This is a genomic window from Luteimonas viscosa (assembly GCF_008244685.1).
Taxonomy (GTDB): domain Bacteria; phylum Pseudomonadota; class Gammaproteobacteria; order Xanthomonadales; family Xanthomonadaceae; genus Luteimonas; species Luteimonas viscosa.
The window spans coordinates 1-25,262 of the sequence record NZ_VTFT01000003.1 but is presented as its reverse complement, the minus strand read 5'-3'; the positions used below and the strand labels follow the sequence as shown (position 1 = coordinate 25,262).

Here is a 25,262-nt window from a genome sequence, read left to right as displayed (position 1 = left end):
GCAAGCCCCGCTATGCCTGCGGGCGCAGCAACAGCCGCAGGTCGTCGCCGACGTGGCGCGTCTCGACGATCGTCATCCGCAGGCGCTGCGCCATCTCGGTGAAGCCCAGTCCGCCGAACAGCGGGCGCGCCGTGTCGCCGAGCAGCACCGGGGCGATATAGAGCAGCACTTCGTCGACCAGCCCGGCCTTGAGCAGGGCCCCGGCCAGCGTGGCACCGGTCTCGACGTGGACCTCGTTGATCTCGCGTTGCGCGAGCAGGGCCAGCACCGCCGCGAGGTCGAACATGCCGCCCTTCACCGGTACGGCCGCGCGGTCGGCCACCAGATCGCGCGGCGGCTTGGCGTCGGGTGCGTGCAGGTACAGGGTCGGTGCGTCGCCTTCGCGGACCTTGCCGCGCGCCACCGTGGCCAGGCCCGGATCCAGCACCACCCGCAGCGGCGGCACGAATTCGCGCGGCTGGTCGAACCGCACGGTCAGCGACGGGTCGTCGGCCAGTACCGTGCCGGCGCCGGTGAGGATCGCGCCGGCGCGTGCGCGCCAGTGCATCACGTCCGCACGCGCGGCCTCGCCGCTGATCCACTTCGAATCGCCGTTGGCCATCGCGGTGCGCCCGTCGAGGCTGCAGGCCAGCTTCACCCGCACCCACGGACGCCCGCGTTCGATCCGCGACAGGAAGCCGACGTTGAGCGCGCGCGCCTGCGCTTCCATCAGTCCGGACTCGACCGCGATGCCGGCGCCGCGCAGCCGTTCGAAACCGGCCCCGTCGACCTGCGGGAACGGATCGCGCATCGCCGCGACCACGCGCGCGACCCCGGACGCGACCAGCGCCTCCGCGCACGGCCCGGTACGCCCGGTATGCGCGCAGGGCTCGAGCGTCGCGTAGACCGTGGCGCCGCGCGCACGCGATCCTGCGGCCTGTAGCGCGAGGACCTCCGCGTGCGGTTCGCCCTGGCGCTGGTGCCAGCCCTCGCCGACGATCTCCTCGCCATGCGCGATCACGCAGCCCACCATCGGGTTGGGCCTGGTGGTGTACGCGGCCTGCCCGGCCAGGCGCAGCGCGCGGGCCATCATCACGTGGTCGATCGCCGAAAACCCGCTCACGATCCACCCATCAGCGCTTCTTTTCCTTCCCGGACGGCTTGCCGAACGGCACCACTTCGCCGCCGAGCAACGGCAACTGGCCTTCGCCCGGAAGGTCGCGCTCGAGCCGGTCGAGCTCCTCGCGGAAATCGGTGATGTCCTCGAACGAGCGGTACACCGAGGCGAAGCGGACGAAGCCGACGTGGTCGAGCTTGCGCAGCTCGGCGATCACGAACTCGCCGATGCGGCGCGACGAAACCTCGCGCTCGGTGGTCATGCGCAACTGGTGCACCACCGCGCGCACCGCGGTCTCGATCTGCTCCTCCGACACCGGGCGCTTGTGCAGCGCGCGGTCCATGCTGATGCGCAGCTTGCGGGCGTCGAACGGCTCGCGCCGGCCGTCGCCCTTGATGATCACCGGCAGCTTGAGCTCGATGGTCTCGAGCGTGCTGAAGCGCTCGCCGCAGGCCTCGCACTCGCGCCGACGCCGGATCGTCGCGCCGTCTTCCGACGCCCGCGAGTCGATCACCTTGGTGTCCTGGTGCTGGCAGAAGGGGCAGTGCATCAGGCGTGGGGATTCGGGATTCGGGATTCGGGATTCGGAACAGCGGGAACCAGGACTGCTTTCGCGAATCCCGAATCCCCAATTCCGAATCCCGGCCTCTCAGCCATACACCGGGAACTGCCGGCACTGCTTCGTCACGGCCTCGCGCACGCGCGACAGCACGGCCTCGTCCTCGGGCGCGTCGAGCACGTCGCAGATCCAGCCGGCCAGCGCCACGCAATCGTCTTCCTTGTAGCCGCGCGTGGTCACCGCGGGGGTGCCGATGCGCAGGCCGGAGGTGACGAAGGGCTTCTGCGGATCATTGGGCACCGCATTCTTGTTGACGGTGATGTGCGCCCTGCCCAGCGCCTCCTCGGCGGCCTTGCCGGTGATCGGCTTGCCGATCATGTCGACCAGCATCAGGTGGTTGTCGGTGCCGCCGGAGACGATGCGATAGCCGCGCTCGACGATCGTCTTCGCCATCGCCTGCGCGTTGCGCACCACCTGTTCCTGGTAACCCTTGAACTCCGGCTCCAGCGCCTCCCTGAACGCGACCGCCTTGGCGGCGATCACGTGCATCAGCGGCCCGCCCTGGATGCCGGGGAAGACGATGCTCTGCATCTTCTTGGCGATCTCGTCGAACTTCTCGCCCGCGCCCTCGCGGCTGGCGACGATGATCCCGCCGCGCGGCCCGCGCAGGGTCTTGTGCGTGGTCGAGGTGGCCACGTGCGCGTGCGGCAGCGGCGTCGGGTACGCATCCGCGGCGACCAGGCCGGCGACGTGCGCCATGTCCACGAACAGGTACGCGCCGACCTTGTCGGCGATCGCGCGGAAGCGCGCCCAGTCGATCCGGCGCGAATAGGCGGAAAAGCCGGCGACGACCATCTTCGGCTTGTGCTCGAGCGCCAGCTGCTCGACCACGTCGTAGTCGATCAGGCCCTGGTCGTCGACGCCGTACTGGACGGCATTGAACAGCTTGCCCGAGGCGTTGACCTTGGCGCCGTGGGTGAGGTGGCCGCCATGCGCCAGCGACATGCCGAGGATGGTGTCGCCCGGCTGCAGCAGCGCGAGGTAGACCGCCTGGTTGGCCTGCGAGCCCGAATGCGGCTGCACGTTCGCGTAGTCGGCGCCGAACAGCTGCTTGAGGCGGTCGATGGCCAGCTGTTCGGCCACGTCGACGTACTCGCAGCCGCCGTAGTAGCGCTTGCCCGGGTAACCCTCGGCGTACTTGTTGGTGAGCTGGCTGCCCTGCGCCTCCATCACCCGCGGGCTGCAGTAGTTCTCCGACGCGATCAGCTCGACGTGATCCTCCTGGCGGCGCGCCTCGTCGGCGATCGCCCAGGCCAGTTCGGGATCGTAGGTTTCGATACGGGCATCGCGCGCGAACATCGGGGCTCCGGGGTGCGGGGACCGGACGATTGTACCGTCCTGCCCGGGCGCCGCGGGACCGCGGACATGGAAAAGGCGCGCCTGGGGCGCGCCTCTCGGGTCCCGGGATCGCCGCCTCGCGGCGGCCCCGGGGACTCAGCGCAGGATCAGATCGGCGATCAGGCCGGTGGCGATGGCCACCAGCAGGTAATCGCCGTAATCGTCGCGCATCCAGTGGTAGCCGCGCGGCGGGTGGCGCAGCCCGTAGCCGCGGTAGTCGTGGACCACGTAGATCGGGCGCTGGTAGTGGTGCACGTAGCCGCCCCGGGCCCAGCGCGGCGGCCCCACGTAACGCACCGGCGGGTGGTAGTGGCGGACCACGGGACGGTGGTGGATCACCCGCACCGGAGGCCGGTGGTAGGCGTAATCGCGACGGTGATTGCGGCGGTCGTAACGATCGTCGCGCCGGTCGTGGCGGTAGTCGCGGCGATCGTGACGGTAGTCGCGGCGGGCCTCCCGGTGGTCGCGGCGGTGCTCGCGCCGGTCGTGGTCGCGATGGCCGTAACCGCGACGATCATTGTCGGCGAGCGCGGGCATGGCAGCCGTCGCCAGTGCCAGCATCAGGACGGCACCCCACGTGAGTTTCTGGTTCATGTCGTTTCTCCGGGCATCCGCGCCATCCGCACCCCGGTGGCGTGGATAGGACTATCGGCGGGCCAGCCTGAATCGCCGCTTCCTGCAACCGTTTGCACAAGCATGCCTTCCACGAATGTTTAACGCCCGCTCAGCCGCCGGGGGGCGGGGGGCGAACGGCTATAATCCCCCGATCCCGCGTCATCCCCGCCGGTCCGCGCTTCGCGCGGGTCATGGCCGCGTGCAATCCGGAGTTCCCCATGTCGTCGCAATACATCTACACCATGAACCGCGTGTCCAAGGTCGTGCCGCCCAAGCGGCAGATCATCAAGGACATCTCGCTGAGCTTCTTCCCCGGCGCCAAGATCGGCCTGCTGGGCCTGAACGGCGCCGGCAAGTCCACCGTGCTCAGGATCATGGCCGGCGTCGACCAGGACTTCGAGGGCGAAGCGCGGCCGCAGCCGGGCACCAAGGTCGGCTATCTGGAACAGGAGCCGCAGCTCGACCCCGCGATGACCGTCCGCGAGGCGGTCGAGGAAGGCGTGGGCGAGGTGCTGCGCGCGCAGGCGGAACTGGACCGGGTCTACGCCGCCTATGCCGAGGAAGGCGCCGATTTCGACGCCCTGGCCAAGGAGCAGGAGCGGCTCGAGGCGATCCTCGCCGCCGGCGACGCGCACACGCTCGAGAACCAGCTGGAAGTCGCCGCCGATGCGCTGCGCCTGCCGCCGTGGGACGCGGTGATCGGCAAGCTGTCGGGCGGCGAGAAACGCCGCGTCGCCCTGTGCCGCCTGCTCCTGCAGAAGCCGGACATGCTGCTGCTCGACGAGCCGACCAACCATCTCGACGCCGAATCGGTGGAATGGCTCGAGCAGTTCCTCGCCCGCTACACCGGCACCGTGGTCGCGGTGACCCACGACCGCTATTTCCTCGACAACGCCGCCGAGTGGATCCTCGAGCTCGACCGCGGCCGCGGCATCCCGTGGAAGGGCAACTACACCCAGTGGCTGACCCAGAAGGACGAGCGCCTCAAGCAGGAAGACAATCAGGAAAAGGCGCGCCAGAAGGCGATCCAGAAGGAACTGGAATGGTCGCGGCAGAACGCCAAGGGCGGCCGCTCCAAGGGCAAGGCGCGACTGGGGCGGCTGGAGGAGCTGCAGTCGGTCGACTACCAGAAGCGCAACGAGACCAACGAGATCTTCATCCCGCCGGGCGAGCGCCTGGGCAATTCGGTGATCGAGTTCAGGAACGTCAGCAAGCGCTTCGGCGACCGGCTGCTGATCGACGACCTGTCGATGATCGTGCCGCCCGGCGCGATCGTCGGCATCATCGGCCCCAACGGCGCCGGCAAGTCGACCCTGTTCAAGATGATCACCGGGCAGGAGAAGCCCGACTCGGGCCAGATCCTGATGGGCCCGACGGTGAAGCTGGCCTACGTCGACCAGAGCCGCGAGGCGCTGGAAGGCGACAAGACCGTGTTCGAGGAGGTCTCCGGCGGCCTAGACATCCTCAACATCAACGGCATCGAGATCCAGTCGCGCGCCTACATCGGCCGCTTCAACTTCAAGGGCCAGGACCAGCAGAAGCGCGTGGGCGCGCTGTCGGGCGGCGAGCGCGGGCGCCTGCACATGGCCAAGACCCTGCTGCAGGGTGGCAACGTGCTGCTGCTCGACGAACCGTCCAACGACCTCGACATCGAAACCCTGCGCGCGCTCGAAGACGCGCTGCTCGAATTCCCGGGCAACACCTTCGTGATCTCGCACGACCGCTGGTTCCTGGACCGCATCGCCACCCACATCCTCTCGTTCGAGGGCGACTCGCACGTGGAGTTCTTCCAGGGCAACTACCGCGAGTACGAAGAGGACAAGAAGCGGCGCATGGGCGACGACGCCGGCCCGAAGCGGCTGCGCTTCAAGGCGCTGAAGTGACCATCCGGGCTTGGGCCGGATGGTCATCCCGAGCACAGCGAGGGATCCCGTGATGGATCGCACGCCGGCCAAGCCCACGCAACCAGGTCGCGCCACGCCCCGGCGCGGCATCCACTGACTGTCCAGAGGTCCTGTCCAGCCGGTTCCCGACACCTGCCGCCGCGACCCGGATTACGCGTCTCCCGCACCGAGCCAGCACGATGACCATCGAACACGCATCCGAACTCGAAGGCCTGCAGCGCGCAGGGGCGCTGGTGGCATCGACCCTGGCCGCGATGCGTGCGGCGGCCGTTCCCGGCGTGCGCACGCGTGACCTGGATGTACTCGGTGCCGGGATGATGCGCGAGGCCGGCGCCCGCTCGGCACCGCAACTGACCTACGGCTTCCCCGGCGCGACCTGCATCAGCGTCAACGCCATCGTCGCCCACGGAATCCCCGACGACACGGCGCTGCGCGACGGCGACCTGGTGAACATCGACGTGTCGGCCGAACTCGACGGCTACTTCGCCGACACCGGCGCGAGCTTCGTGGTCGGCGAATCCTCCGCCCGACAGCGACGCCTGCTCGACGCCACGCGCGAGGCACGCGATGCGGCGATCGCGCAGCTGCGCGCCGGCGACCTGATCAACGGCATCGGCCGCACCGTGGAAACCATCGCCACCCGGCGCGGCCTGCGGGTCATCCGCAACCTGCAGAGCCATGGCGTCGGCCGCGCGCTGCACGAGGCGCCCGGCTCCATCCCCGGGCACTACGACGGACGCGACACCCGCCGGCTGCACGATGGCATGGTGATCACGGTCGAGCCCTTCCTGGCAACACACTGCAGCCGGGCCGACGAGGCCGACGATGGCTGGTCGCTGTACTGCAGGCGCGGTTTCGGCGCGCAGTTCGAGCACACCGTCGTGGTCACGTCCGGCACGCCCATCGTGGTGACCTGAATCCGACGCGGAGAACTGCCCATGCGTTTCGCCGACAAGCTCCGTGCCCGCTGGGACGAGGCCGACACCCTGCTCTGCGTCGGACTCGACCCGGATCCGGCGAAATTCCCCGAAGCCTTCGCCGCCAGCGAGCCCGACGACACCGCCGACGCGCTGTTCGCCTTTTGCCGCGACATCGTCGATGCGACCGCCGCTTACGCCTGCGCCTTCAAGCCGCAGATCGCCTATTTTTCCGCGCACAACGGCGGCGAGGCCGCGCTGCAGCGGCTGATCGCGCACATCAACGGTGCGCATCCGGACGTGCCGGTGATCCTCGACGCGAAGCGCGGAGACATCGGCAGCACCGCGAGCCAGTACGCGATCGAGGCCTTCGACCGCTACGGTGCCGACGCGGTCACGCTCAATCCCTACATGGGACGGGACTCGGCCGAGCCGTTCCTGCAGCGCAACGATCGCGGCTGCATCTTCCTGTGCCACACCTCCAATCCGGGCGCACGCGATTTCCAGGAGCTGCAGGTCGACGGCGTGCCGCTCTACCAGCGCATCGCGCGCACCATCGCGGCCGACTGGAACACCGATGGCAACTGCGCGCTGGTCGTCGGCGCCACCTACCCCGGCGAGCTGAAGGTGATCCGCGGCATCGTCGGCGACATGCCGCTGCTGATCCCGGGCGTCGGCGCCCAGGGCGGCGACGTTGAAGCGGTGGTGCGCAACGGCGCGGCCGCGGACGGCGCCGGGCTGATGATCAACTCCTCGCGCGGGATCCTCTACGCCTCTCCCGGCGCCGGCTACGCCGAGGCGGCCGCGGATGCGGCGAGATCGCTGCGCGACGCGATCAACCGGTTCCGCTGAAACAAGCCGCCCTGCCCGGCGTCACCGGGCGGCGGTTCGCATCATCGCGAACTGCAGCGGCGGAGGCGGCATTGCGCCGGGTCGGCCAGCCGGGAGGGGCGCTGCGCGCCGCATCGTTTCCACGCAAGCGGATGCCGGCCCGCGATCCGTCGCGGTCCTGGCGTCCATCACCGCTGGAGCGCATGGTTCAGGCGCGCGTCCATTGCCGCAGCGCGACGAGCGGAAAACGCAGCCAGATCGCGCACCACACCGCCGCGCGCATCTGCCACGACACCGCGTCCGCCTCGAACTTGCGGAAGTAGCGCCACAGGCCGCGATGCTTGTGCCATTCCACGAACAACGGTCGCGCGCGGCTCGACACCCCGCGCAGGTGCAGCACGCGCACGTCGTTGGCGACCGCGACCAGCGCGCCCGCCTCGCGTGCGCGGCGGCACAGGTCGAGGTCCTCGGCGTGCAGGCGATAACCGTCGTCGAAGCCGCCGATGCGCTCGAACAGCCGCCGCGGCATCAGCATCAACGCGCCGGACACCGCGTCCACCGCCTGCAGCGGCCGCAGGTCGTCGGGCGCCTGCGCCAGCTCGCGCGCCGACGGATCGTGCAGCATCGCGACGAAGGACGGCGCGCGGCGGCGCGCGGCGGCATCGCGGCGACCGTGTTCGTCGACCAGGTCGGCGCCGAGCAGGCAGTCGCCGTCGATCCGTTCGGCATGCGCCAGCAGCCGCGCCAGGGCGTCGGCCTCGAGCAGGCAGTCGGGATTGACGAAGGCCAGCCAGCGCGCGTCGCTGTCTCGCGCCCCCTGGTTGCAGGCGAACGAGAAGCCGGGATTGTCGGGATTGCCGATGAAGTGCAGGCGCGGATCGGCCGATGCGTGGCGCTGGACCGCCTCGAGCGTGCCGTCGCGCGAAGCGTTGTCCACGATCCGCACCTGGGTCACGCCCTGCGCCGCGCGCAGGCGTACGAGACAGTCGTCGATGGTTTCGATGCTCTGGTGGCTGACGACGATGGCTGCGATGCCGGAGGCCGCGGGCATCATGCGTCCTCCCCGCGCGCGCCTGCGTCGCCGTCGCCATCGCCGATGCCGGCTTCGGCATCGGTGCCTGCGGAACGCCGCGGCGATGCGAACAGGTCCTGCTGGCGCTCGGGGCCGTCGACCTGCGCGTACAGTCGCGCGAGCCGCTCGCGCGCTTCGCGCAGGGGATCGTGCATCAGCACCGTCGCCAGCCGCGCGTGCCAGGTCGGCCAGCGCGCGGCCAGGGCCTCCATGTCGCCTTCCGCCGCGCCGCCTTCGCCGCCGCGCGCCACGAATGCGGTCTCGCACAGCGCATTGCGCCAGCCCAGGCCGGACAGCCGCAGCGAGAGGTCGATCAGCGCGGCATACCAGGATCCATAGCTGGCCGCGTCCAGCCCGCCCGCCTTGCGCCGGGCGCTGCCGCGCAGCATGACCGCGTGCGCGACCGCGGCCGGCAGTTCGGGATGGATCGGCGGCATTGCCGCGCAGGCGCGCGCGAGCCGCGCCGGGTCGTCCGGCATCGGCGCGATCTCGCCGATCCGCGGCCAGGCCGCGACCTCGCCGGCGTTGCACCAGGGCGTGGCGCTGGCGATGGCCGCATCCCGCGCGAAGCAGGCGGCGAGCTGCGTCGCCCAGCCGGCGGTGGGCACCGCGTCGGGCGCGAGCACGATGACGTCGGCATCGCCGCAGGCGGCCAGCATCTGGTCGACGTGTTCGACCTCGCCCAGGCGACGCTGCCGGCGCGTGTAGTCGGCCTGCAACCGCGTGCTGGCGAGCCAGCGTTCGATCACGGCCAGCCCGCGCGGTCCGGCCTGGCCGTCGTCCGCCAGCCAGACGCGCGTGCCGGCGGGGGTACCCGCATCGAGCGCGGCGAGGCAGGCATCGAGTGCGTCGTCGTCGACGCCGACAGGCAGCAGCACGACCGGCAACTCAGCCACGCAGGTCCCCGGGCGCAGCCATGGGCGGGCCTCAGTCCCTCGCCCGGTGCAGCGGCTCCATGGCGCGGAAGCGGCGGCTGTACTCGTCGGTCAGCGTGCGCGTCTCTTCGACGTTGCGGATGATGGTCGGCGTCAGCAGGATGATGACTTCCGTTCGGGCGGTGCTCGAAGTCTGCCGCCCGAACAACCCGCCCAGCACGGGGATGCGGCTCAATCCCGGGAACCCCGCGGAGCCGCGGCCCACCTGGTCCCGGATCAGCCCGGCCAGCATCACCGTGTCGCCGCTGCGCACGGCGGCCTCGGTCTTCATCTTCCGGGTGTCGATGCGCACGTTGCCGTTCTCGTCCGCGGTCGCCTGGTCGCCCGGTGTACTCACTTCCTGGACGATGTCGAGGAACACCATGCCGTCGCTGGTGACGCGGGGCCGCACGTTCAGGATGGTGCCGGTTTCGAGGTACTGCACCGAGGTGAAGCTGTTGTCGCTGCCCAGGACCGGATTGACGCTGACGGTCGAAATCGGAATCCGGCTGCCGACGTTCAACGTGGCCTCGGCGTTGTTGCGGGTCATGATCGAAGGCGACTGCAGCACGCGCAGGTCGGTCACCTCGTCCAGCGCGCTGATGATCGCGGCCGCGTTGCGCCCCAGGAACGTCCACGACAGGCCGGGCCCGACGCCGCCGGTGGTCGAACCCGTCACGTTGCCCGCGATCGCACTCCAGGTCGTGCGCCCTTCCGCGGACGGCAGGCCGGCGTCGGTCACGGCACGCTCGAAGAACCAGTTCACGCCGTAGCGCAGGTCCCCTTCCAGCACCACCTCCGCGATCTGCGCCTCGATGTGCACCTGCAGCGGCATCACGTCGAGCCGCTCGACCACTTCGCGGATCGATTTCCAGGCCGAGGGCGTGCTGCGCACCAGCAACGCATTGGTTTCGTCGAGCGCGGACACGCCCACCCGGTCGCCCTCGACCTCCAGGGTGACGCCTCTGGCGCCGCCACGGTCCTGGCTCAGCGACAGCGAGCCGCCGCCGAACCCGTCGCTGTTGCCGGAACCACCGCCCATCGAACCCGTCGAATCCATGGTATCGCCGTCGACCTTGCCGTCGCTGCCGAACTCGCCTGCGCCGCTGCCGATCGAAGCCGGCGTCAGGCCCGGCATCAGCGAGCCGCCGGTGTCGTTGCCGCCGCGCCCGCTGCTGCCGCCGAAGACCTCGGCCAGTCTTTCGGCGAGGTCGCGCGCCTTGATGTACTTGAGTTCGTACGAATACAGGCGCATGCCGGCGCCGGCGCTGTCGATCCGCTCGAGCCAGTCGCCGATGTCGTCGAGGTAGTCGGGTTGCGAGGTGATCACCAGCACCGCGTTGGCGCCTTCCAGCGGCATGAAGCGGAACATGCCGGCGACCGGCGACTTGCTCTGCTCGCCGAACACCTTCTCCAGGTCCGCGACCACACGCGTGGCCTTGCCGGTCTGCAGCGGGAACACGCCCACCGACATGCCCGACAGCCAGTCGACGTCGAAGATCTCGATGGTGCGCAGGTAGTTCTCCAGCTCCACCCGCGAGCCGGAGACGGTGATCGTGTTGCGGCCGTTGTCGACCGCGACGATGGCGTTGGGCCGCGCGTAGGGCTTGAGCACCTTCTCCATCTCGGTCGCGGAGATGTAGCGCAGCGGCACCACCCGCACCTCGAATCCGCGCGCGGCGGCCGCGCCGCCGGTGCGCGGCGCGACGGTACCCGAGGGCAGGGCCGCGTCGGCCGGCACGATCTGGTACATGCCGCCGCTGTAGACCATGCGCGCGTTGTTGTCGGCCAGCGCACGCTCGAGCAGCACGTAGGCCTGGGCCGGGCTCACCGTGCGCGGCGTGGCCAGGGTGACCGTGCCCTGCACCCCGGGCGCGATGGTGTAGTTCTGGCCGAGCATGTCGCCGAGGATCGCCTTGACCACGGCGTGCAGCGGCTCGCCCTCGAAGTTGAACGAGGCCTCGCCGCTGCTGCCGCCGAGGTTGGGCGGCGCGGCCGCGGCGGCACCCTGGTTGAGCACCTGGCCGGTGCCGCGTCGGATCTGCGCGCGCGGGCCCTCCTCGTCCTCCAGGGTTTCCGTCTGGACGCCGTCAGGTCCGGCGTTGCCGGCCTGCACCGGCGGACGTTGCTGGCCCCGGGACATCGTCGGCGGCGGCATCGAGGCGCAGGCCGCGAGCAGGATGGCCAGGCAGGCCGCGATGGCGGATCGGCAGCGGGTTCGGGAAGTCATCGGCACAGTCTATTTGGTCTCGTTGGCTGGCTGGTTCGAACGCGCCGATTCTTCCTGGCGCAGCCGCGCGCGGCGCTCCTCGATGCGGCGCCGGATCATTTCCACCTGCTCCTGCGCAGCCTGCTGCTGGGCTGCGGCATCGGCGGCGCCCTCCGCGGACGCGCCCGGCCCCTGCGGGCCGCTCTGCTCGGGCGCCTGGGCGCCGCCGGTGGCGCGCGCCGGACCCGTCATGTCGGCGTCGGCGACCGCGGGCGCCGCCGGACCCGGCATGCCGGAAGCCTCGGCCGCCGGCGTCGCGAGCGCGGTCGGCGGCTGTCCGCCGACGCCGTCGAATACCCGCAGCTCCAGCGTCCGCTCGCCTTCCGGCCCGGCGAACACGGCCCGGCGCGCCTCCACCGACTGCAGCACCCACCCGGGCGCGGAGTCCGGGGCGCCACCCTGCTTGACCCGCACCGGGTCGCCGCCGTCGCCCGGCTGCAGGATCACCATCTGCAGATCCGGCGTCCGCAGCACGCTGGTGAGCATGTAGTCGAAATCGTTGCCCGCCTCGCCGGTCTCGCCCATCGGGTCGATCACGAACGGCTGCGGGCGACGGTTGTCGGTGAACAGCGGGCGAGCGGCGATGTCGCCGTATTGCGGGAGCGGGCCCAGCCGCTCGGCACCTGGCGAGCCCGGCGCAGGCAGCGTCTGGCGCAGCGACGGGTCGTCGTCGAGCCGGTCGATGCTGCCGCCCATGCCGAACATCGCCAGCACCCAGACGCAGAGCGCCCAGCCGGCGAGCGCGGCGTACAGCCAGGTGCGCGCGCCGGCATCCTCAGCGCGCATCGGTCGTTCCCGTCCCCGCCACCGGCTGCAGGTAGCCGGACAGGTCGAAGCTCGCGTCTACCCCGCCCCCGCTGCCCTGGTTGCCGCTGAACTGGTAGCGCTGGGCGAGGACGTTGAGGTTGTCGACGAACAGGCGCGGCGAACCGCTCTCCAGCGAGTGCAGCACCGCGGCGAGCTCCGGGTTGCCGCAGGTCAGGCGCACCTGCACGGTGGCGCGCGGGAAGCGCTCGGCGCGGGTGTCGTTCATCGGCTGGCGATTGCTGATCGCACAGCTGCGGTTGCCGGGGCTGGCCTGCAAGACCGCCTGCTCAAGGCGCTGCACCAGGGCGGACGTCGCCAGCTGCACGTTGGCCTCGGCCATGAAGCCCGGCGCGCTGCCCGCTGCGGCGCGGGCGGCGTCCAGGCGCTTGCGCACCTCCGGCGCCTGCGCCAGCTCCATGCGCGCGCGCAGGTCGCGTTCGCGCAAGGCCTCGATGCGGGCGTTGGTCTCGAGCAGCGGCACCGTCCACCATGGATGCACCAGCAGCAGGTAGGCGAGCGCCAGCAAGCCGGCGAGGATCGCCAGCGCCAGCCAGCGGTCGCGGCTAGCGGGCTCCGGCTGCATCCGCCGCCTCCGCTGTCGCGGTTCCGCCCCGCGCATCCGTCACCGCGGTCGACGCCGTCGTCAGCGTCGCGGTCAGGGTGAAACGGTCCATGCGCGTGCGCGGATCGGGTTGCAACGCGCCGGCCAGGGCCGGCGAGGTCCACAGCGGCGACCCCTGCAACCGGCCGACCAGCGCGGACGCCTCGTTGCTGAGCCCGATCAGCAGGACGCGATCGCCCTCGACCGAAAGCTTCTCGAGGTAGGTGCCGTCCGGCAGTCGCCGCGCCAGTTCGTCCATCACCTCGACCATGGTCGGCCTGCCCGCGCGCGTGGCCTGCAGGAACGCGCCGCCCTCGACCAGGTCGACCAGTTGCCGCTTCTGCAGCGACGCGGCCCGCGCCTGGCGGACCGCCTCGTCGACCTGTTGCGCGAACACCTCCGCGGCCGCCTCGCGGTTGGCCAGCATCTGCCACATCCCGGCGGACAGCGCCGCCGCCGCGACCAGCAGCATCACCGCATTGCGGCGACGCCAGGGATCGTCGCGCCGGCGCCGCTGCGCGCCGCCCATCAGGTTGACGCCGAGCGGTTCGCCGGTCGCGTCGGCGGCGTCCACGCCCACGAGCGTCGGCGCCAGCGGCCCGAGCCCCTCGAGCGCCGCATCCAGCCTCGCCTTCGGCACCACCACCAGTTCCGCTTCGAGCTGGTCGTCGCCGCGGTGGCCGAGCACGCGCGCGTCGTAGCTCACTTCGGCGGTGGTGAAGGGCGTCTGCCGGTCGATCTCGAAGCCGAGCACCTCGCGCAGCCGCTCGCCAGCCGCCGCAGGCAGGGTCAGCCGGCGGCGCAGCACCGCCGACGCCGGCAGCACCAGCCAGCGCGGCACCTCGGCCATGCGCGGGGACAACAACGCGGCCAGGGGATCGCCCTCGCCGGACGCGGGTTCCGGCATCGGCACGTCGGCCAGCAGGCGCACGCCCTCGCCGCGCCACAACGACAGTTCCAGGCCGGATCCGGAGCGGCGCAGCAGCAGCCGCTGCGGCGACAAGCCGAACAGGTCGCGCAGGCGCGCCGGCAGCCAGCTCGCGAGCGAGCGCGTCCACCAGGCGCGGAAGTCGCGCAGGCGCGGGCGCAGCGAACCCTCGACACGGCGGAAACCACCGCGCAGGCCCGACGACGCCGTTCCGGATTGTTCGACGACGGCCATCATCGCGGCGACGCGCCTTCCTCCCATCTCATGACGGTGAACGCCGACCCGGGCACGCCACTGGGCCCGAGCCGGACCACGGCACGCAGGACGGATTCGCGCCCGTCCCGGAGCCGTGCACGGCTGTCGATACTATACGTGCCGCTGCCTGCGCCCACGAACGAGGGATCGCCCGGCTGCGGGGGACGTTCACGATCGGCCAGCACCGGCTCGGCGTCGATCCCCATCGATGCCAGCACCGCCGAGGTCGCGAAGCGCGGATCGGGGATCGGCAGGCCACTGTGGATGGTCAGGTGCTCGACCAGGCGCGCATAGATGTCCGGGGTCATTCCCAGCACCTGCTCGACTTCGGCGACGGTCTCGAACGGCGCGTCCTTGGCCCCCCAGGGCAGTCCGGCGGCCGCGTACTGCGGATCCTCGGCGCCTCCCTGGGGCTGGGTCAGATCGTCGGAGTCGCGCCAGTCGACGATCGCGGCCGCCACCGCATCGGCCGGGTCCGGCTCGATCCCGACCGCGCGCATCAGCGACGCGAGGCTCGCCGCGTCGGCGGCATTGAGATCGAGCTTGCCCGACTCGTCGACGATGCGCACCTCCACTTCGGCATCCGCGAAGCGCCACGTGTAGGGGCGGCCATCGGGCAACCACTGCCGCAGCGGATCCGGATGCGACACCCGCGTCGTCGCGTACTCGAGTCCGGCGCGCGCGGCCTGCGCGGCGGCCAGACCGCTGCCGAGCGTGCGCGTCTGCAGGTATTCGATCTGCGCGGTCATCGCGAATGCGCCGATCAGCGCCGCCAGCAGCGCGGTCAGCCACAGCACCAGGATCAGCGCCGCGCCGCGCGTACGGGTGCGCAGGCCGCTCAAGGCACCATCCCGCCCATGCGCTGCGGCAGCATCACCACCAGCGGCGGCCAGGCGCCGCCGCTGCGGCTGGACAGCTCCACCGAGACCTGCAGCGGCAGGGTGTCGACCTGTTCCCAGCGATCGTCCCACTCGCCCAGGAGGCCATCCTCGCCGATGCCGCGATAGCGGAAGCGCGCCTCGACCAGGTCCGGCACCAGCGGTTCGGGCGGGCGCGCATTGCGGTCCTCGATCGTGCCGCCGGCGATGGCCATCGAGAACGAGACCGCGAGCAGGGGGCCTGCGTCGCCGTCGATCACCGCGACGTCGTGCAGGTGCGGGCCGCCGCGCCCGAGGTAATCGGGCAGATCGGCGACGAAGCGGATCCGGTCCGGTTCTCCGATGAAACGGACCATGCGGCCGCTGTCCTCCTCGATCGCGAACGCGATCGGCGTGGCCGACGACAGCCGCCGCCGCAGGAAGCCCTCGACCGCACGCATGCGCTCGGTGCGGTCGGCGAGCGCCTCTCCGCGATCGACCGTGGCCGTTGCCGCGCGCAGGGTGGCGAACCCCAGCGCGAGGCCCGCCGCAAGCAGCGTCGTCGCCAGCAGGATCTCGATCAGAGTGAATCCGCGCTGCCGTGCACTGACCGATTTCACGCCAGTGAGGCCGTCGCCGCGCTGCCGTGCACCAACCGGCTGCACGCCAATGATGCCGTCGCCACGGCTGATCCCAACGAATCGCCCGCCAACACCACCTTTCGGCACCCGTGCACTCATCGATCTACACCGCCTCACCCCGCCACCCCCGACGGATCCGGCTGCACCAGCCGCAGCGACTGCAGCTGCAGCGTTTCGCGCGGACCGCCCTCTCCCCAGGTCACCACCAGTTGCAACTGCAGCAACTGCGGCGCGAACGGATCGACCGGCTGCCCGGGAGGCCGCGCGCGATCGACGTATGGCGCCACGTCGAGGACCCAGCGGTAGCGGCCGCCCTCGAACTCGCCGTCGCGTCTCCCCGGCACCAGCACCTCGCCGACGCCCACCTCGTCGAGCAGCGACTGCGCATGCAGCGCCGCGCGCGCAACGTCCGCGGACCAGCGCACCTGGCGCACGCCGCCCGAAAGCGTCCCCAGCAGCAGTGTCAGCGCCAGACCGAGCACGGCGAACGCCACGATGATCTCGAGCAGGGTATAGCCCCGCTGGCGCATGCCCGCCGGCCGCCGGCCGTCGAAACGGGCGGCAGGACGCACACCGATTCGTCCCCTGTCGAAGCCGCCTCCGGGCGCAAGCTGCTCCACCCGCAATCGCAGCCCCGGCACCGGCGGTATCCGGCCGTCGACACGGCGCACGCCGGGCGCATGTCCGGCGACGACCGTTCCGCGCGGTGCACCGGGCGGCAGCGGACGCACACGGCATCGGCATGGAAGCGGCGGAATCTTCACCGCGCCACCTCGCCCCGACGCAGCGTGACCTCGCCCGTCAACCACGCGACATCGATGTTCCAGGCGGCGTCGCGCAGGCTCAGCTGCAGGCGACCTCCGGTCGAGGCACCGTCGCCGAAGAACACGATGGCGCCGACGCCTTCGGCCGGTTGCACCTCGCGCGCACCGGTGAAATGCACGATCAGCTGTTCCGGGAAGTCGCCGCCGCGTCCGTTCGCGCCCTGCCAGGCATGCGCCGCGGGATCCACGGTGAACCGCTGGGGCACTCCCGTCGCGATCGCATGCGCGCGTGCGAAGCGCAGCTGGGCGGTCAGTTCCTTGGCACTGGAACGCAGCGCCATGCGATCGAAGCCGCCGGTGAGCACACCGGCCGCCAGCAGGCCGGTGGCGGCGATCAGGGCCATCACCAGCAGCATCTCGAGCAGCGAGAAGCCAGCTTGCCGCGCGGCGATCCGGGCGCGCGCTGCGCGCGGCGTGCAGCGAAGCCACGGCCATCCCCGCGGGCGGCGAATGCTGTGCATGCTGCTGCCCGCCCCGGCAGGATCGTCGCTCAATCGTTGCGGATGTCGGCGTCGACGCTGTCGCCACCGGGCTTGCGGTCGGCGCCGTAACTGACGATGTCGAACGGCTGGCCGTCGCCCGGCGCCCGGTACTCGTAGACCGTGTTCCACGGATCCCTGAGCTCGGATTCCTTGGCGTACGGACCCAGCCAGCCGACGGCGCCGCCGGGCTGCACCACCAGCTGGTCCAGGGTCGCCGGCAGGGTGCCGGTGTCCATCTCGAACTGGTGGACCTTCTCGGCCAGCGTCTGCACCTGCGCCTCGGCCAGTCGAACCCTGGCGCGATCGCCGCCGCCGAGGATGCGCGTGGCCGCGAACGCCACGATCCCGCCGATCAGGACCACCACCAGGATGATCTCGATCAGACTGAATCCGCGCTGCCATGCGCTTACCGCCTTCATACCGGTGATGCCGTCGCCACGGCTGACACAAGTGAATCGCCTGCCGCTAACGCCCTCCGGCTGCCGTGCACCCACCGCGTTCCTGCCAGTAAGGCCGCCGCCGCGCCGCGCAGATCCAACCGCCGTGTCATCAATGAGGCCGTCGCCACGGCTGATACCAGCGAATCGCCCGCGCGAAAAACGATCCCGCCACCCATGCCCGCCAGCTGCCCCTCCCCTCGGCGTCCGACCACTCCCGCCCCGCACCTGCCACCGTCGATTCCGCATCGTCTCCGCCTCCAGTCCTGTGTCGTGCATCGCATCATCGCGCGCAGCGCATGAATCCTTCACCCGATCACGTTCGTCAGGTCGTAGATCGGCACCAGCACCGCCAGGATCACCACCATCACCACCAGTGCCAGCAGCATCGTGATCGCCGGCACCAGCGCCGCGAGCATGCGGTCGAGCGCCTGGCCGGTCTCCTGTTCGAACGTGTCGGCGGTCTTGAGCAGCATCGCATCGAGCGCGCCGGATTCCTCGCCCACCTGCACCATCTGCAGCGCCAGCCGCGGAAAACGCCTGCCCTTGCCCAGCGCTGCCGACAGCCCGACGCCGTTCTTGACCTCCTCCGCCGCGGCTTCGACATCGGCGGACAGGACCCGGTTCCCGACCACGGTCTTGCCGATGCCCAGCGCCGCCATCAGCGGCACGCCGTTCTTCAGCAGGGTGCCCAGGGTACGTGCGAGCCGCGCCGTCTCCAGCCGCGCCGCCATCGGCCCCACCAGCTTCTGCCGCAGCAGCCAGCCGTCGAAGCGGGTGCGGAACACCGGGTCGCGCAGGCGCCGGTCCAGCCACCACAGCGCCAGCGCCGGCACCACCAGCAGCAGGATCCACCAGTCGCGCACGAACAGGCCGAGCGCGAGCACGATCTTCGTGAACAGCGGCAGCGGCGCGTCGAGGCTTTCGTACATCGCTGCGAACTGCGGCACGACGTAGCCGAGCAGGAACATCAGCGACAGCGCCACCATCACCACCAGGATGGCCGGGTAGATCAGCGCGTTCACCACGCGGCCGCGCAGCGCACGACTGCGCTCGAGGTAGTCCGCCAGCCTCTGCAGGGTGTCCTCGAGGCTGCCGCCGGCCTCGCCGGCGCGCACCATGTTGATGTACAGCCGCGAGAACGTGCCGTGCTGGCGCTCGAGCGCGCTCGAAAGCGCGGTGCCTCCGCGCACCGCATCGCGGATCTCGAGGATGGTCCGCCTGGCGGCGGGCTCCTCGGGCAGCTCCAGCAGGATCGTCAATGCCCGGTCGAGCGGCTGCCCGGCGCCGAGCAGGGTGGCCAGTTGCTGGGTGAACTGCACCAGGCGCTGTCCGGCGAACGGCTTGGGCTTGAACATCGCTTTCCACGAGGCCACGCCCCCGCCTTCGCTGGCGAGCATCGCCTCCACCGGCAGGTGCCCGAGCTCCTGCAGGCGCAGCACCACCTCGCTGTCGCTCGCCGCTTCCATCTGCCCGTCGAGCATTTCGCCGCGCGTGTTCAGTGCCTTGTAGCGGTACAGGGGCATCGACGGCGGCCTACTCGCAGCGCACCTTGCCGTCGGCGACCGGCCGCGGGTCGCCCAGCGCGGACTCGTCACGCATCTTCCGTCACCCGCAGCACTTCCTCGATCGTGGTCACGCCGGCCAGCGCCTTGGCGATGCCGTCCTCGTACATGGTGCGCATGCCGTGCTTGCGCGCGAGCTGTTCGAGTTCGCCCATCCCGGCGTGTCGCATCACCGCGCGGCGCAGTTCGTCGTTCATGACCAGGAATTCCATGATCGTGGTGCGCCCGAGGTAACCGGTCGGCGCGACCGCCGAACCGCGCGCGCGGTACAGGAAGATCTCGCCCTGCGGCTGCAGCCGGCGCAGGCCGAACTTCTCGATCTCCTCGGGCGAGGCCGGGTACCGCTCGGCGTGGGTCGGCTCCAGCCGGCGCACCAGGCGCTGGGCGAGGATGCCGTTGACCGTGGAGGTCAGCAGGTAGTCCTCGACGCCCATGTCGAGCATGCGGGTGATGCCGCCGGCGGCGTTGTTCGTATGCAGCGTGCTGAGCACGAGGTGTCCGGTGAGCGCGGACTGGATCGCGATCTTCGCGGTCTCCAGGTCGCGCATCTCGCCGATCATGATGATGTCCGGGTCCTGGCGCACGATGCTGCGCAGCGCGTGGGCGAAGTCGAGCCCGATCTGCGGCTTGGCCTGGATCTGGTTGATGCCCTCGATCTGGTATTCGACCGGGTCCTCGACGGTGATGATCTTGACGTCGGGCGTGTTGAGCTTGCTCAGCGCGGTGTACAGGGTGGTGGTCTTGCCCGACCCGGTGGGCCCGGTAACCAGCAGGATGCCGTGCGGCTGCTCCAGCACGCGCTGGAATGCGGGGAGGAAATCGCCGGTGAAGCCCAGCCGCTCGAAATCGAACACCACCGTCTCGCGGTCGAGCAGGCGCATGACCACGCTCTCGCCGTGCGCGGTCGGCACCGTGCTCACGCGCAGGTCGAGCTCCTTGCCCTGGACGCGCAGCATGATGCGGCCGTCCTGCGGCAGGCGGCGCTCGGCGATGTTGAGCTTGGCCATGATCTTGACCCGGCTGATCACCGCCGCGGTGAGGTTCGACGGCGGGGATTCTCCGTCCTCGAGCACGCCGTCGATCCGGTAGCGCACCTTGAGCCGGTTCTCGAACGGCTCGATGTGGATATCCGAGGCGCGAAGCTCGACCGCACGCTGGATGACCAGGTTCACCAGCCGGATCACCGGCGCTTCGGAAGCCAGGTCGCGCAGGTGCTCGACGTCGTCCATGTCGCCGCCGCCCTCGCCGTCGGCGGTCTCGACGATCGCGCCCATCGCGCTGCGGCCCTGCCCGTGCCAGCGTTCGATCAGGTCGCCGATTTCCGAGCGCAGCCCGACCACCGGCTGCACCTCGCATCCGGTCGCCAGGCGCACCGCATCGAGCGCGTAGCCGTCGTGCGGATCCGCCATCAGCAGCGCCAGCCGCCCGCGGCTCTCGCCGATCGGGCACAGGTGGAACTGCTTGAGGAAGCGCACGCTCAGGGGCTGCGCGTCGGGCAGCAGTTCCGGCGGTTCCGGCGGCAGGTCCTTGGCGCCGACCAGTCGCAGCCCGAGCGCCCGCGAACAGGCTTCGGCATGGTCGCGTTCGGACACCAGGCCCAGCCGCGACAGCAACTGCAGGATCTCGCCCCCGGTTTCGTCCTGCAGGCGCCGCGCGCGCGCGAGGTCCACGTCCTTGAGCTGCTGTCGGGCGAGCAGCTCGGCCAGGATGCGGTCTTCGGCCGGCAGGGCCTCGGATTCGCTGGCGACCGGGTCGGGAATCGCGTTCACGGGGGGACATCCGTCGGGGGCCCCGACTTTACCAGCTTGGCCGGGAGCACCGCCCATCCCGCGGCGCCATCGGCGCGGGCCGCGGCCTGCGTCGGGCCCGGCCGAAAAAAAGCCCCGGACATGGCCGGGGCTTCAGGTTCACTCGGGAAGACGCGTCAGTTGTGGCGGGCGACCAGCCTCACGTTGCTGTACGCGCGGGTGCCGACCAGCTTGATGTAGTAGACGCCGGCCTGCGGGGCGTTGATGCGCACCGTCTCGTTGTTGCCCGGACGCGCGGAGCGGTACTGGGCGTCCTCTTCGGTCGGTTCCTCGTCCAGGCTCACAAGCAGGGTCACGTTGCCGCTGCCGCCGGTGGTGGTGATGCTGAGCGGACCCGATGCACCGGCCGGCACCTCGAGGCTGTACAGCGTCTCGCTGCCGGCCGTACCCGACAGGCCGGACATCGGCACGCGATTGACGATCGGCGTGGCGTCGGGCTCGCAATCCACCTCGCACGGCGGCTCGATCGCCTTGGCCACCGCGGCGGCGGCGTTGACGATGCCCGGGCCGATCGGTTGCGAAGCCGACGGCGCGACGGTGAACGGCGTCGCCGTGTCCTGCAGGATGTCGAGCACTTCGGCGGGGGTCAGCAGCGGCATCCCGGCGTCCAGCCGCGCGCCCTGCATCAGCGCCACCACGCCGGCCACGTGTGGCGCGGCCTGCGAGGTGCCCGCCGAGCCGCCGTAGCCACCGTTGGAGCCGTCCGGCGAGATCTCGTCGGCCGGCATCGGGGTGGTGTCGCTGGGGTTGACCGCCTGCCAGATGAAGCCGTCGTAGATCTGGGTGCCACCGCTGCCGTCATTGGCATACACGCCGCCACCCGGCGCGGAGATCTCGATCCCATCGCCGTAGTTGGAGTAGTACGCACGGCGGCTGGTCACGCCGTTCGAAGCGACCGTGACCACACCCGGGCAGTTGCCGGGCGAGTAGCCCGAGGTGTTCGCGCCCTGGTTGCCGGCCGCCACCACCACCACCGCGCCCAGCGCATTGGCCTGTGCGATGGCGTCGGCCTCGTAGGCGGTGCATTCGCCCGCACCGCCGAGGCTGAGGTTGATCACGTGCGCCGGGTTCTCGTTCATCGGCATGCCTTCCACCTCGCCACCGGCGGCCCAGACGATGGCGTCCGAGATGTCGGTGTCGTAGCCGCCGCAATGGCCGAGTACGCGGATCGGCAGGACATTGGCGTTGTAGGCGACGCCGGTCATGCCGACGCCGTTGTCGGTGGCCTGCGCGCCGGCGGTGCCGGCCACATGGGTGCCGTGCCAGGAGCTGTAGCGCTGCTGGCAGGTTTCCGCGCCGGGGTAGCCGATCGTCCAGTCGCCGAGGTCCCAGCCGCCGGGCACGCGGTCGTCGGTGTCGCGTCCGGAGACGAATGCATCGGTGATGAAGTCGTAGCCGGCATCGGCCATCGAGGTGTCGACGTCCGGATGCGCGGTGATGCCGGTGTCGAGCACGGCGATGGTGACGCCGTTGCCGTCGGCCAGGTCCCACGCCTCCGGGACGTTCGCGCCGCCGCGGTTGGGGCCGCCGTCGAAGGTCTCGGTGCCGTCCGGCGCAAGCATGTGCCACTGGTACTCGAGGAAATCCGGATCGTTCGGGATGTAGGCCGGCTGCACCCGCGGCGCACGCACCGCATCGCGCGCGATCTGGCGCAGGCGGTCCGGGCGCACCGAAACCACGTTCCTATCGGCCTTGAGCGAGCGCAGCAGGGCATCGGCCTCGACCCGGTCGAGGCTGCGCGAGACCTTGATCAGGTGCTGCCCGGTGGCCAGCTTGCGCAGGTGGGTGGCGCTCGCGGCGCGCCCCTTGGCCAGACCGGAGCGCGACAGCGCACGGGTCACGTTCGCCGCGGCGGCGCTGCGGTCGGTCTTTTCGCGCGTGCCGTCGCGGTATTCCACGACGAAGCGGTGGAACAGCTGCTGGTCGCCGAGGCTCGCCGACAGGGTGGAAGTGTCCGCGGCGAACTTCGCCTTCTTGCCCGCGGTGGCGCCGGTGGCGCCGATCGCGGCGATCACGGCGATGGCAAGGGTGCAGGGGAGGATGTTTCGCTTCTTCATGGAATGCCCTCTCTGGGAACGTGGGTCGACTCGCACATGGACGGCGCGACCGGAACATCGAGCGCGCCGCAATTACCGTCTGCTGCAATCACAAGCGGTTTGAACACGATCCCCGCGACCGACGGATGCGCAGTTTCGCGCGCCGCGGGGACCCTTTTCCGATGCGGACGGCAGCCAGGCGCCTGCCGTCCGCGTGGCACGTCACCAACCGAAGCCGGCGCCGACGCCCACCGAGTTCTCGTCGCCACTGAACGCGCCGCCGACGGTGATCGTCGCGCGGTCGCTGATCGCGCGCTGGTAGCCGAGCGACAGCGCGCTCTGCCCGCCCTGGAACCCGACGCCGACGCCCACCCGGTTCTGGGTGCGGATGCCCGCGGCGCTGGTGGCCATGTTGAGCATCGCCGCGCCCATCGCGCCCTGGCGGTCGATGCGACGATCCTGGTCGGTGAAACGCTGCTCCAACTGCGTCTGGTACGCGGAGAAGCTGTCGCTCCAGGCGTTGAAGCGCTGGTCGGTGTAGGCATTGGCGTCGGCCACGGCCTGGGTGGCGGTCGACTCGAGCTGGGCGACGTTCACCGCATCGGTGGCCTGGGTACCGGCCGCGACGTTGGTGACCTGGCGTTCGTTGCCGGCGCTGCCCACGGAGACGGTGTTGGCACGATCGGCCACCGAGCCCTGGCCCAGTGCGACCGAACCCGCCGCCGTCGCGCTGGCACCGTCGCCGATCGCGGTGGCGGTCGCCTGGGTCGCGGTTGCGCCCTGGCCGACGGCGACCGCGGTCGATCCTGCACCGGCCGCCTGTCCGCCACCGTCGCCGGACGCGAGTCCGCCACCGGTTCCGGTCTGCGCGCCCGTTTCCGCACCGCCGCTGTCGCCAAGGCGGCGACTGCCCGCCGAGGTGGCATTGGCGCTGGACGCGGTCGCCGACGACGAGCCCTCCAGCGCGGTCAGGCGACCGTCGATCAGGCTGATCTGCGCATCCACCGCGCCGAACGCATCGCCGACGCTGAAGTACGTGCTGCCCTGGATCATGAAAGCCGGCGCGGACAACGTGCCGAACGCAGTCACCTCCGATCCGCCCCCGATGATCTGCGCGGCGCTGTCGAGCGCGTCGTACATCTGGCCACCGGTGACCGCGTCGGTGCTGCCGAGCGCGACCTGGCCATCGGCGACATTGGTGATCTGGCGTTCGTTGCCTTCGCTTCCCACCGACACCGTATTCTCGCGGTCGGCCAGCGAGTCCTGTCCCAGCGCGACACTGTTTTCGGCCTCGGCGTAGGCCCCGGCCCCGAACGCGGACGAGAAGTCCGCGAGCGCGGTCGAGTTGCGGCCGATCGCAACGGCGGTGGTCCCTGCCGCGTTCGCGAATGCACCGATCGCAGTCGAGAAGACCCCGTTGGCGGCGGTGCCCGAGCCCACGGCCACGGCCGCGGAACCCCAGGCCGCACCGCCGCGGCCGACCACGACGGCACCATCGCCGACTGCAGTCGCGGAAGTGCCCAGTGCCACCGCATAGTCACCGCTTGCGGAGGCGTTGAAGCCCATGGCGGTCGACTGCGGTGCCAGTGCGAATGCGCCACTGCCGTAGGCCGAAGCGCCTTCGCCCACCGCCGTGGCCGACTCGCCCGAGGCCGTCGCGTACTCGCCCTCGACATACGCGCCGTTGTCGCTGTCCGCGCCACCGGATGCGGCGAAGTAGCGCGTGTGCTCGGTCGCCTGCTCCAGCTGGCCGACGGTCGCCGCGTCGCTGGCTGCGATGCCGTCGCCGACGTTGACGATCCGCCTTGTCGCCGGATGCGTACCGCCCGTGCCGTTGCCCACCGAGACCACGTTCGCTTCCGTCGCACGCGAACCCGCGCCCAGGGCCACGCTGCTCTCACCGTTGGCCCACGCGCTCAGGCCGACAGCCGTGGCGTTGACGCCGTCACCGTAGACGTAGGAGTCGCGCCCGATCGCGGTGCCGCCGGCCGCCGTTGCCCAGGCGAACTGGCCCACGGAGGTGGCATTGTCGGCCGTCGCCCGGGTCGAGCCGCCGATGGCGGTTGCGTTGAGGCCGGTCGCGTTGGCGCCGGTGCCGAAGGCGGCGCTGTTGTCGCCGCTTGCGGTCGACGTGTTCCCGACTGCGGTTGCGTTCAACCCGCTCGCGGTCGAGGAGATTCCGACCGCGGTGGTGCGGGTATTGCTCGCCGCCGCGCCGTAGCCGAGCGCTGTCGAGAAATCGCCGGTGGCTTCGGCGAACCCGCCCAGGCTGGTCGACGCCAGTCCGGAAGAGATGCTGCTGTAGCCGATCGCGGTGGCCTGCAACCCGTCGGCCGTGGCCGCCGCGCCGCTGGCGGTACTGAACGCACCGTTGGCCTGCGCGCCGGCGCCATACGCGCTCGCGCCCACTTCCGATGCCGTCGTGGTCTGGTCCAGCAGCACCTCG

22 protein-coding genes are annotated in these 25,262 nt (G+C 70.8%); 3 read left to right on the top strand and 19 right to left on the bottom strand.

Translation table 11 applies throughout. The features are described from left to right. Positions 1 to 10 precede the first annotated feature (10 nt). The 4 genes from ribD to FZO89_RS17185 all read right to left on the bottom strand — a co-directional run bounded on the left by ribD (position 11) and on the right by FZO89_RS17185 (position 3,647). The gene (ribD, locus tag FZO89_RS17200; protein WP_149104888.1) at positions 11 to 1,072 is read right to left on the bottom strand and encodes a bifunctional diaminohydroxyphosphoribosylaminopyrimidine deaminase/5-amino-6-(5-phosphoribosylamino)uracil reductase RibD; all 1,062 of its coding nucleotides are present in this window, start codon (positions 1,070 to 1,072) and stop codon (positions 11 to 13) included. 40 nt (positions 1,073 to 1,112) lie between these two features. Then, positions 1,113 to 1,646, bottom strand: a complete 534-nt coding sequence (gene nrdR / locus FZO89_RS17195; RefSeq protein WP_149104693.1) for a transcriptional regulator NrdR — start codon at positions 1,644 to 1,646, stop codon at positions 1,113 to 1,115. A gap of 99 nt (positions 1,647 to 1,745) precedes the next feature. Next, the gene (gene glyA, locus FZO89_RS17190; protein ID WP_149104692.1) at positions 1,746 to 3,014 is read right to left on the bottom strand and encodes a serine hydroxymethyltransferase; all 1,269 of its coding nucleotides are present in this window, start codon (positions 3,012 to 3,014) and stop codon (positions 1,746 to 1,748) included. A gap of 135 nt (positions 3,015 to 3,149) precedes the next feature. Continuing rightward, positions 3,150 to 3,647: an RcnB family protein gene (locus tag FZO89_RS17185; RefSeq protein WP_149104691.1), complete on the bottom strand. Its 498-nt coding sequence runs from the start codon at positions 3,645 to 3,647 to the stop codon at positions 3,150 to 3,152. A 239-nt stretch (positions 3,648 to 3,886) separates the two neighbouring features. Between FZO89_RS17185 and ettA the strand changes: the two genes are divergently transcribed. From ettA to pyrF, 3 genes are all read left to right on the top strand, one after another. After that, positions 3,887 to 5,551 carry an energy-dependent translational throttle protein EttA gene (ettA, locus tag FZO89_RS17180; RefSeq protein WP_149104690.1) on the top strand — a complete coding sequence of 555 codons (1,665 nt, stop codon included), beginning with the start codon at positions 3,887 to 3,889 and terminating at the stop codon, positions 5,549 to 5,551. 200 nt (positions 5,552 to 5,751) lie between these two features. Then, the gene (map, locus tag FZO89_RS17175) at positions 5,752 to 6,489 is read left to right on the top strand and encodes a type I methionyl aminopeptidase (RefSeq protein WP_149104688.1); all 738 of its coding nucleotides are present in this window, start codon (positions 5,752 to 5,754) and stop codon (positions 6,487 to 6,489) included. 21 nt (positions 6,490 to 6,510) lie between these two features. Continuing rightward, entirely contained in the window at positions 6,511 to 7,341 is an 831-nt protein-coding gene (gene pyrF / locus FZO89_RS17170; RefSeq protein ID WP_149104686.1) for an orotidine-5'-phosphate decarboxylase, read from the top strand. Between the two features lie 187 nt (positions 7,342 to 7,528). Here pyrF and FZO89_RS17165 read toward each other — a convergent pair whose 3' ends face one another. The 15 genes from FZO89_RS17165 to FZO89_RS17095 all read right to left on the bottom strand — a co-directional run. Next, entirely contained in the window at positions 7,529 to 8,371 is an 843-nt protein-coding gene (locus FZO89_RS17165; RefSeq protein WP_149104685.1) for a glycosyltransferase family 2 protein, read from the bottom strand. After that, complete coding sequence (locus FZO89_RS17160; RefSeq protein ID WP_262378770.1) at positions 8,371 to 9,288, bottom strand: glycosyltransferase family 2 protein; 918 nt, start codon at positions 9,286 to 9,288, stop codon at positions 8,371 to 8,373. Before FZO89_RS17160 ends, FZO89_RS17165 begins: the two co-directional genes overlap by 1 nt. Before the next feature lie 31 nt (positions 9,289 to 9,319). Further along, a complete protein-coding gene (gspD, locus tag FZO89_RS17155) occupies positions 9,320 to 11,536 on the bottom strand; it encodes a type II secretion system secretin GspD (RefSeq protein ID WP_149104683.1) in 2,217 nt (738 codons plus the stop codon). A 9-nt stretch (positions 11,537 to 11,545) separates the two neighbouring features. After that, on the bottom strand, positions 11,546 to 12,361 hold the full coding sequence (locus FZO89_RS17150; RefSeq protein ID WP_149104682.1) for a general secretion pathway protein GspN: 816 nt from the start codon (positions 12,359 to 12,361) through the stop codon (positions 11,546 to 11,548). Continuing rightward, positions 12,351 to 12,965: a type II secretion system protein GspM gene (gene gspM, locus FZO89_RS17145; protein ID WP_149104681.1), complete on the bottom strand. Its 615-nt coding sequence runs from the start codon at positions 12,963 to 12,965 to the stop codon at positions 12,351 to 12,353. Before gspM ends, FZO89_RS17150 begins: the two co-directional genes overlap by 11 nt. Further along, on the bottom strand, positions 12,946 to 14,148 hold the full coding sequence (locus tag FZO89_RS17140; RefSeq protein ID WP_149104680.1) for a PilN domain-containing protein: 1,203 nt from the start codon (positions 14,146 to 14,148) through the stop codon (positions 12,946 to 12,948). The genes gspM and FZO89_RS17140 overlap by 20 nt, the downstream gene beginning before the upstream one ends. Continuing rightward, positions 14,145 to 14,999, bottom strand: a complete 855-nt coding sequence (locus tag FZO89_RS17135; RefSeq protein WP_262378790.1) for a type II secretion system minor pseudopilin — start codon at positions 14,997 to 14,999, stop codon at positions 14,145 to 14,147. Before FZO89_RS17135 ends, FZO89_RS17140 begins: the two co-directional genes overlap by 4 nt. A 5-nt stretch (positions 15,000 to 15,004) precedes the next feature. After that, a complete protein-coding gene (locus FZO89_RS17130; protein ID WP_262378769.1) occupies positions 15,005 to 15,643 on the bottom strand; it encodes a prepilin-type N-terminal cleavage/methylation domain-containing protein in 639 nt (212 codons plus the stop codon). A gap of 134 nt (positions 15,644 to 15,777) precedes the next feature. Then, positions 15,778 to 16,194: a type II secretion system protein XpsI gene (gene xpsI, locus FZO89_RS17125; RefSeq protein WP_149104886.1), complete on the bottom strand. Its 417-nt coding sequence runs from the start codon at positions 16,192 to 16,194 to the stop codon at positions 15,778 to 15,780. A gap of 230 nt (positions 16,195 to 16,424) precedes the next feature. After that, positions 16,425 to 16,949, bottom strand: coding sequence for a type II secretion system protein XpsH (gene xpsH / locus FZO89_RS17120; RefSeq protein WP_149104678.1), 525 nt, complete (start codon positions 16,947 to 16,949; stop codon positions 16,425 to 16,427). A gap of 29 nt (positions 16,950 to 16,978) precedes the next feature. After that, positions 16,979 to 17,389, bottom strand: coding sequence for a type II secretion system major pseudopilin GspG (gene gspG, locus FZO89_RS17115; RefSeq protein WP_149104677.1), 411 nt, complete (start codon positions 17,387 to 17,389; stop codon positions 16,979 to 16,981). Positions 17,390 to 17,715: 326 nt separating this feature from the next. Next, a complete protein-coding gene (xpsF, locus tag FZO89_RS17110) occupies positions 17,716 to 18,933 on the bottom strand; it encodes a type II secretion system protein XpsF (protein WP_149104676.1) in 1,218 nt (405 codons plus the stop codon). Between the two features lie 68 nt (positions 18,934 to 19,001). Beyond that, positions 19,002 to 20,732 carry a type II secretion system ATPase GspE gene (gspE, locus tag FZO89_RS17105; protein ID WP_425480492.1) on the bottom strand — a complete coding sequence of 577 codons (1,731 nt, stop codon included), beginning with the start codon at positions 20,730 to 20,732 and terminating at the stop codon, positions 19,002 to 19,004. A gap of 164 nt (positions 20,733 to 20,896) precedes the next feature. Beyond that, positions 20,897 to 22,837, bottom strand: a complete 1,941-nt coding sequence (locus FZO89_RS17100) for a S8 family serine peptidase (protein ID WP_149104674.1) — start codon at positions 22,835 to 22,837, stop codon at positions 20,897 to 20,899. Positions 22,838 to 23,038: 201 nt separating this feature from the next. Further along, positions 23,039 to 25,262 (bottom strand): YadA family autotransporter adhesin (locus FZO89_RS17095; protein ID WP_187471241.1); only part of this gene is annotated, 2,224 nt, incomplete at its 5' end.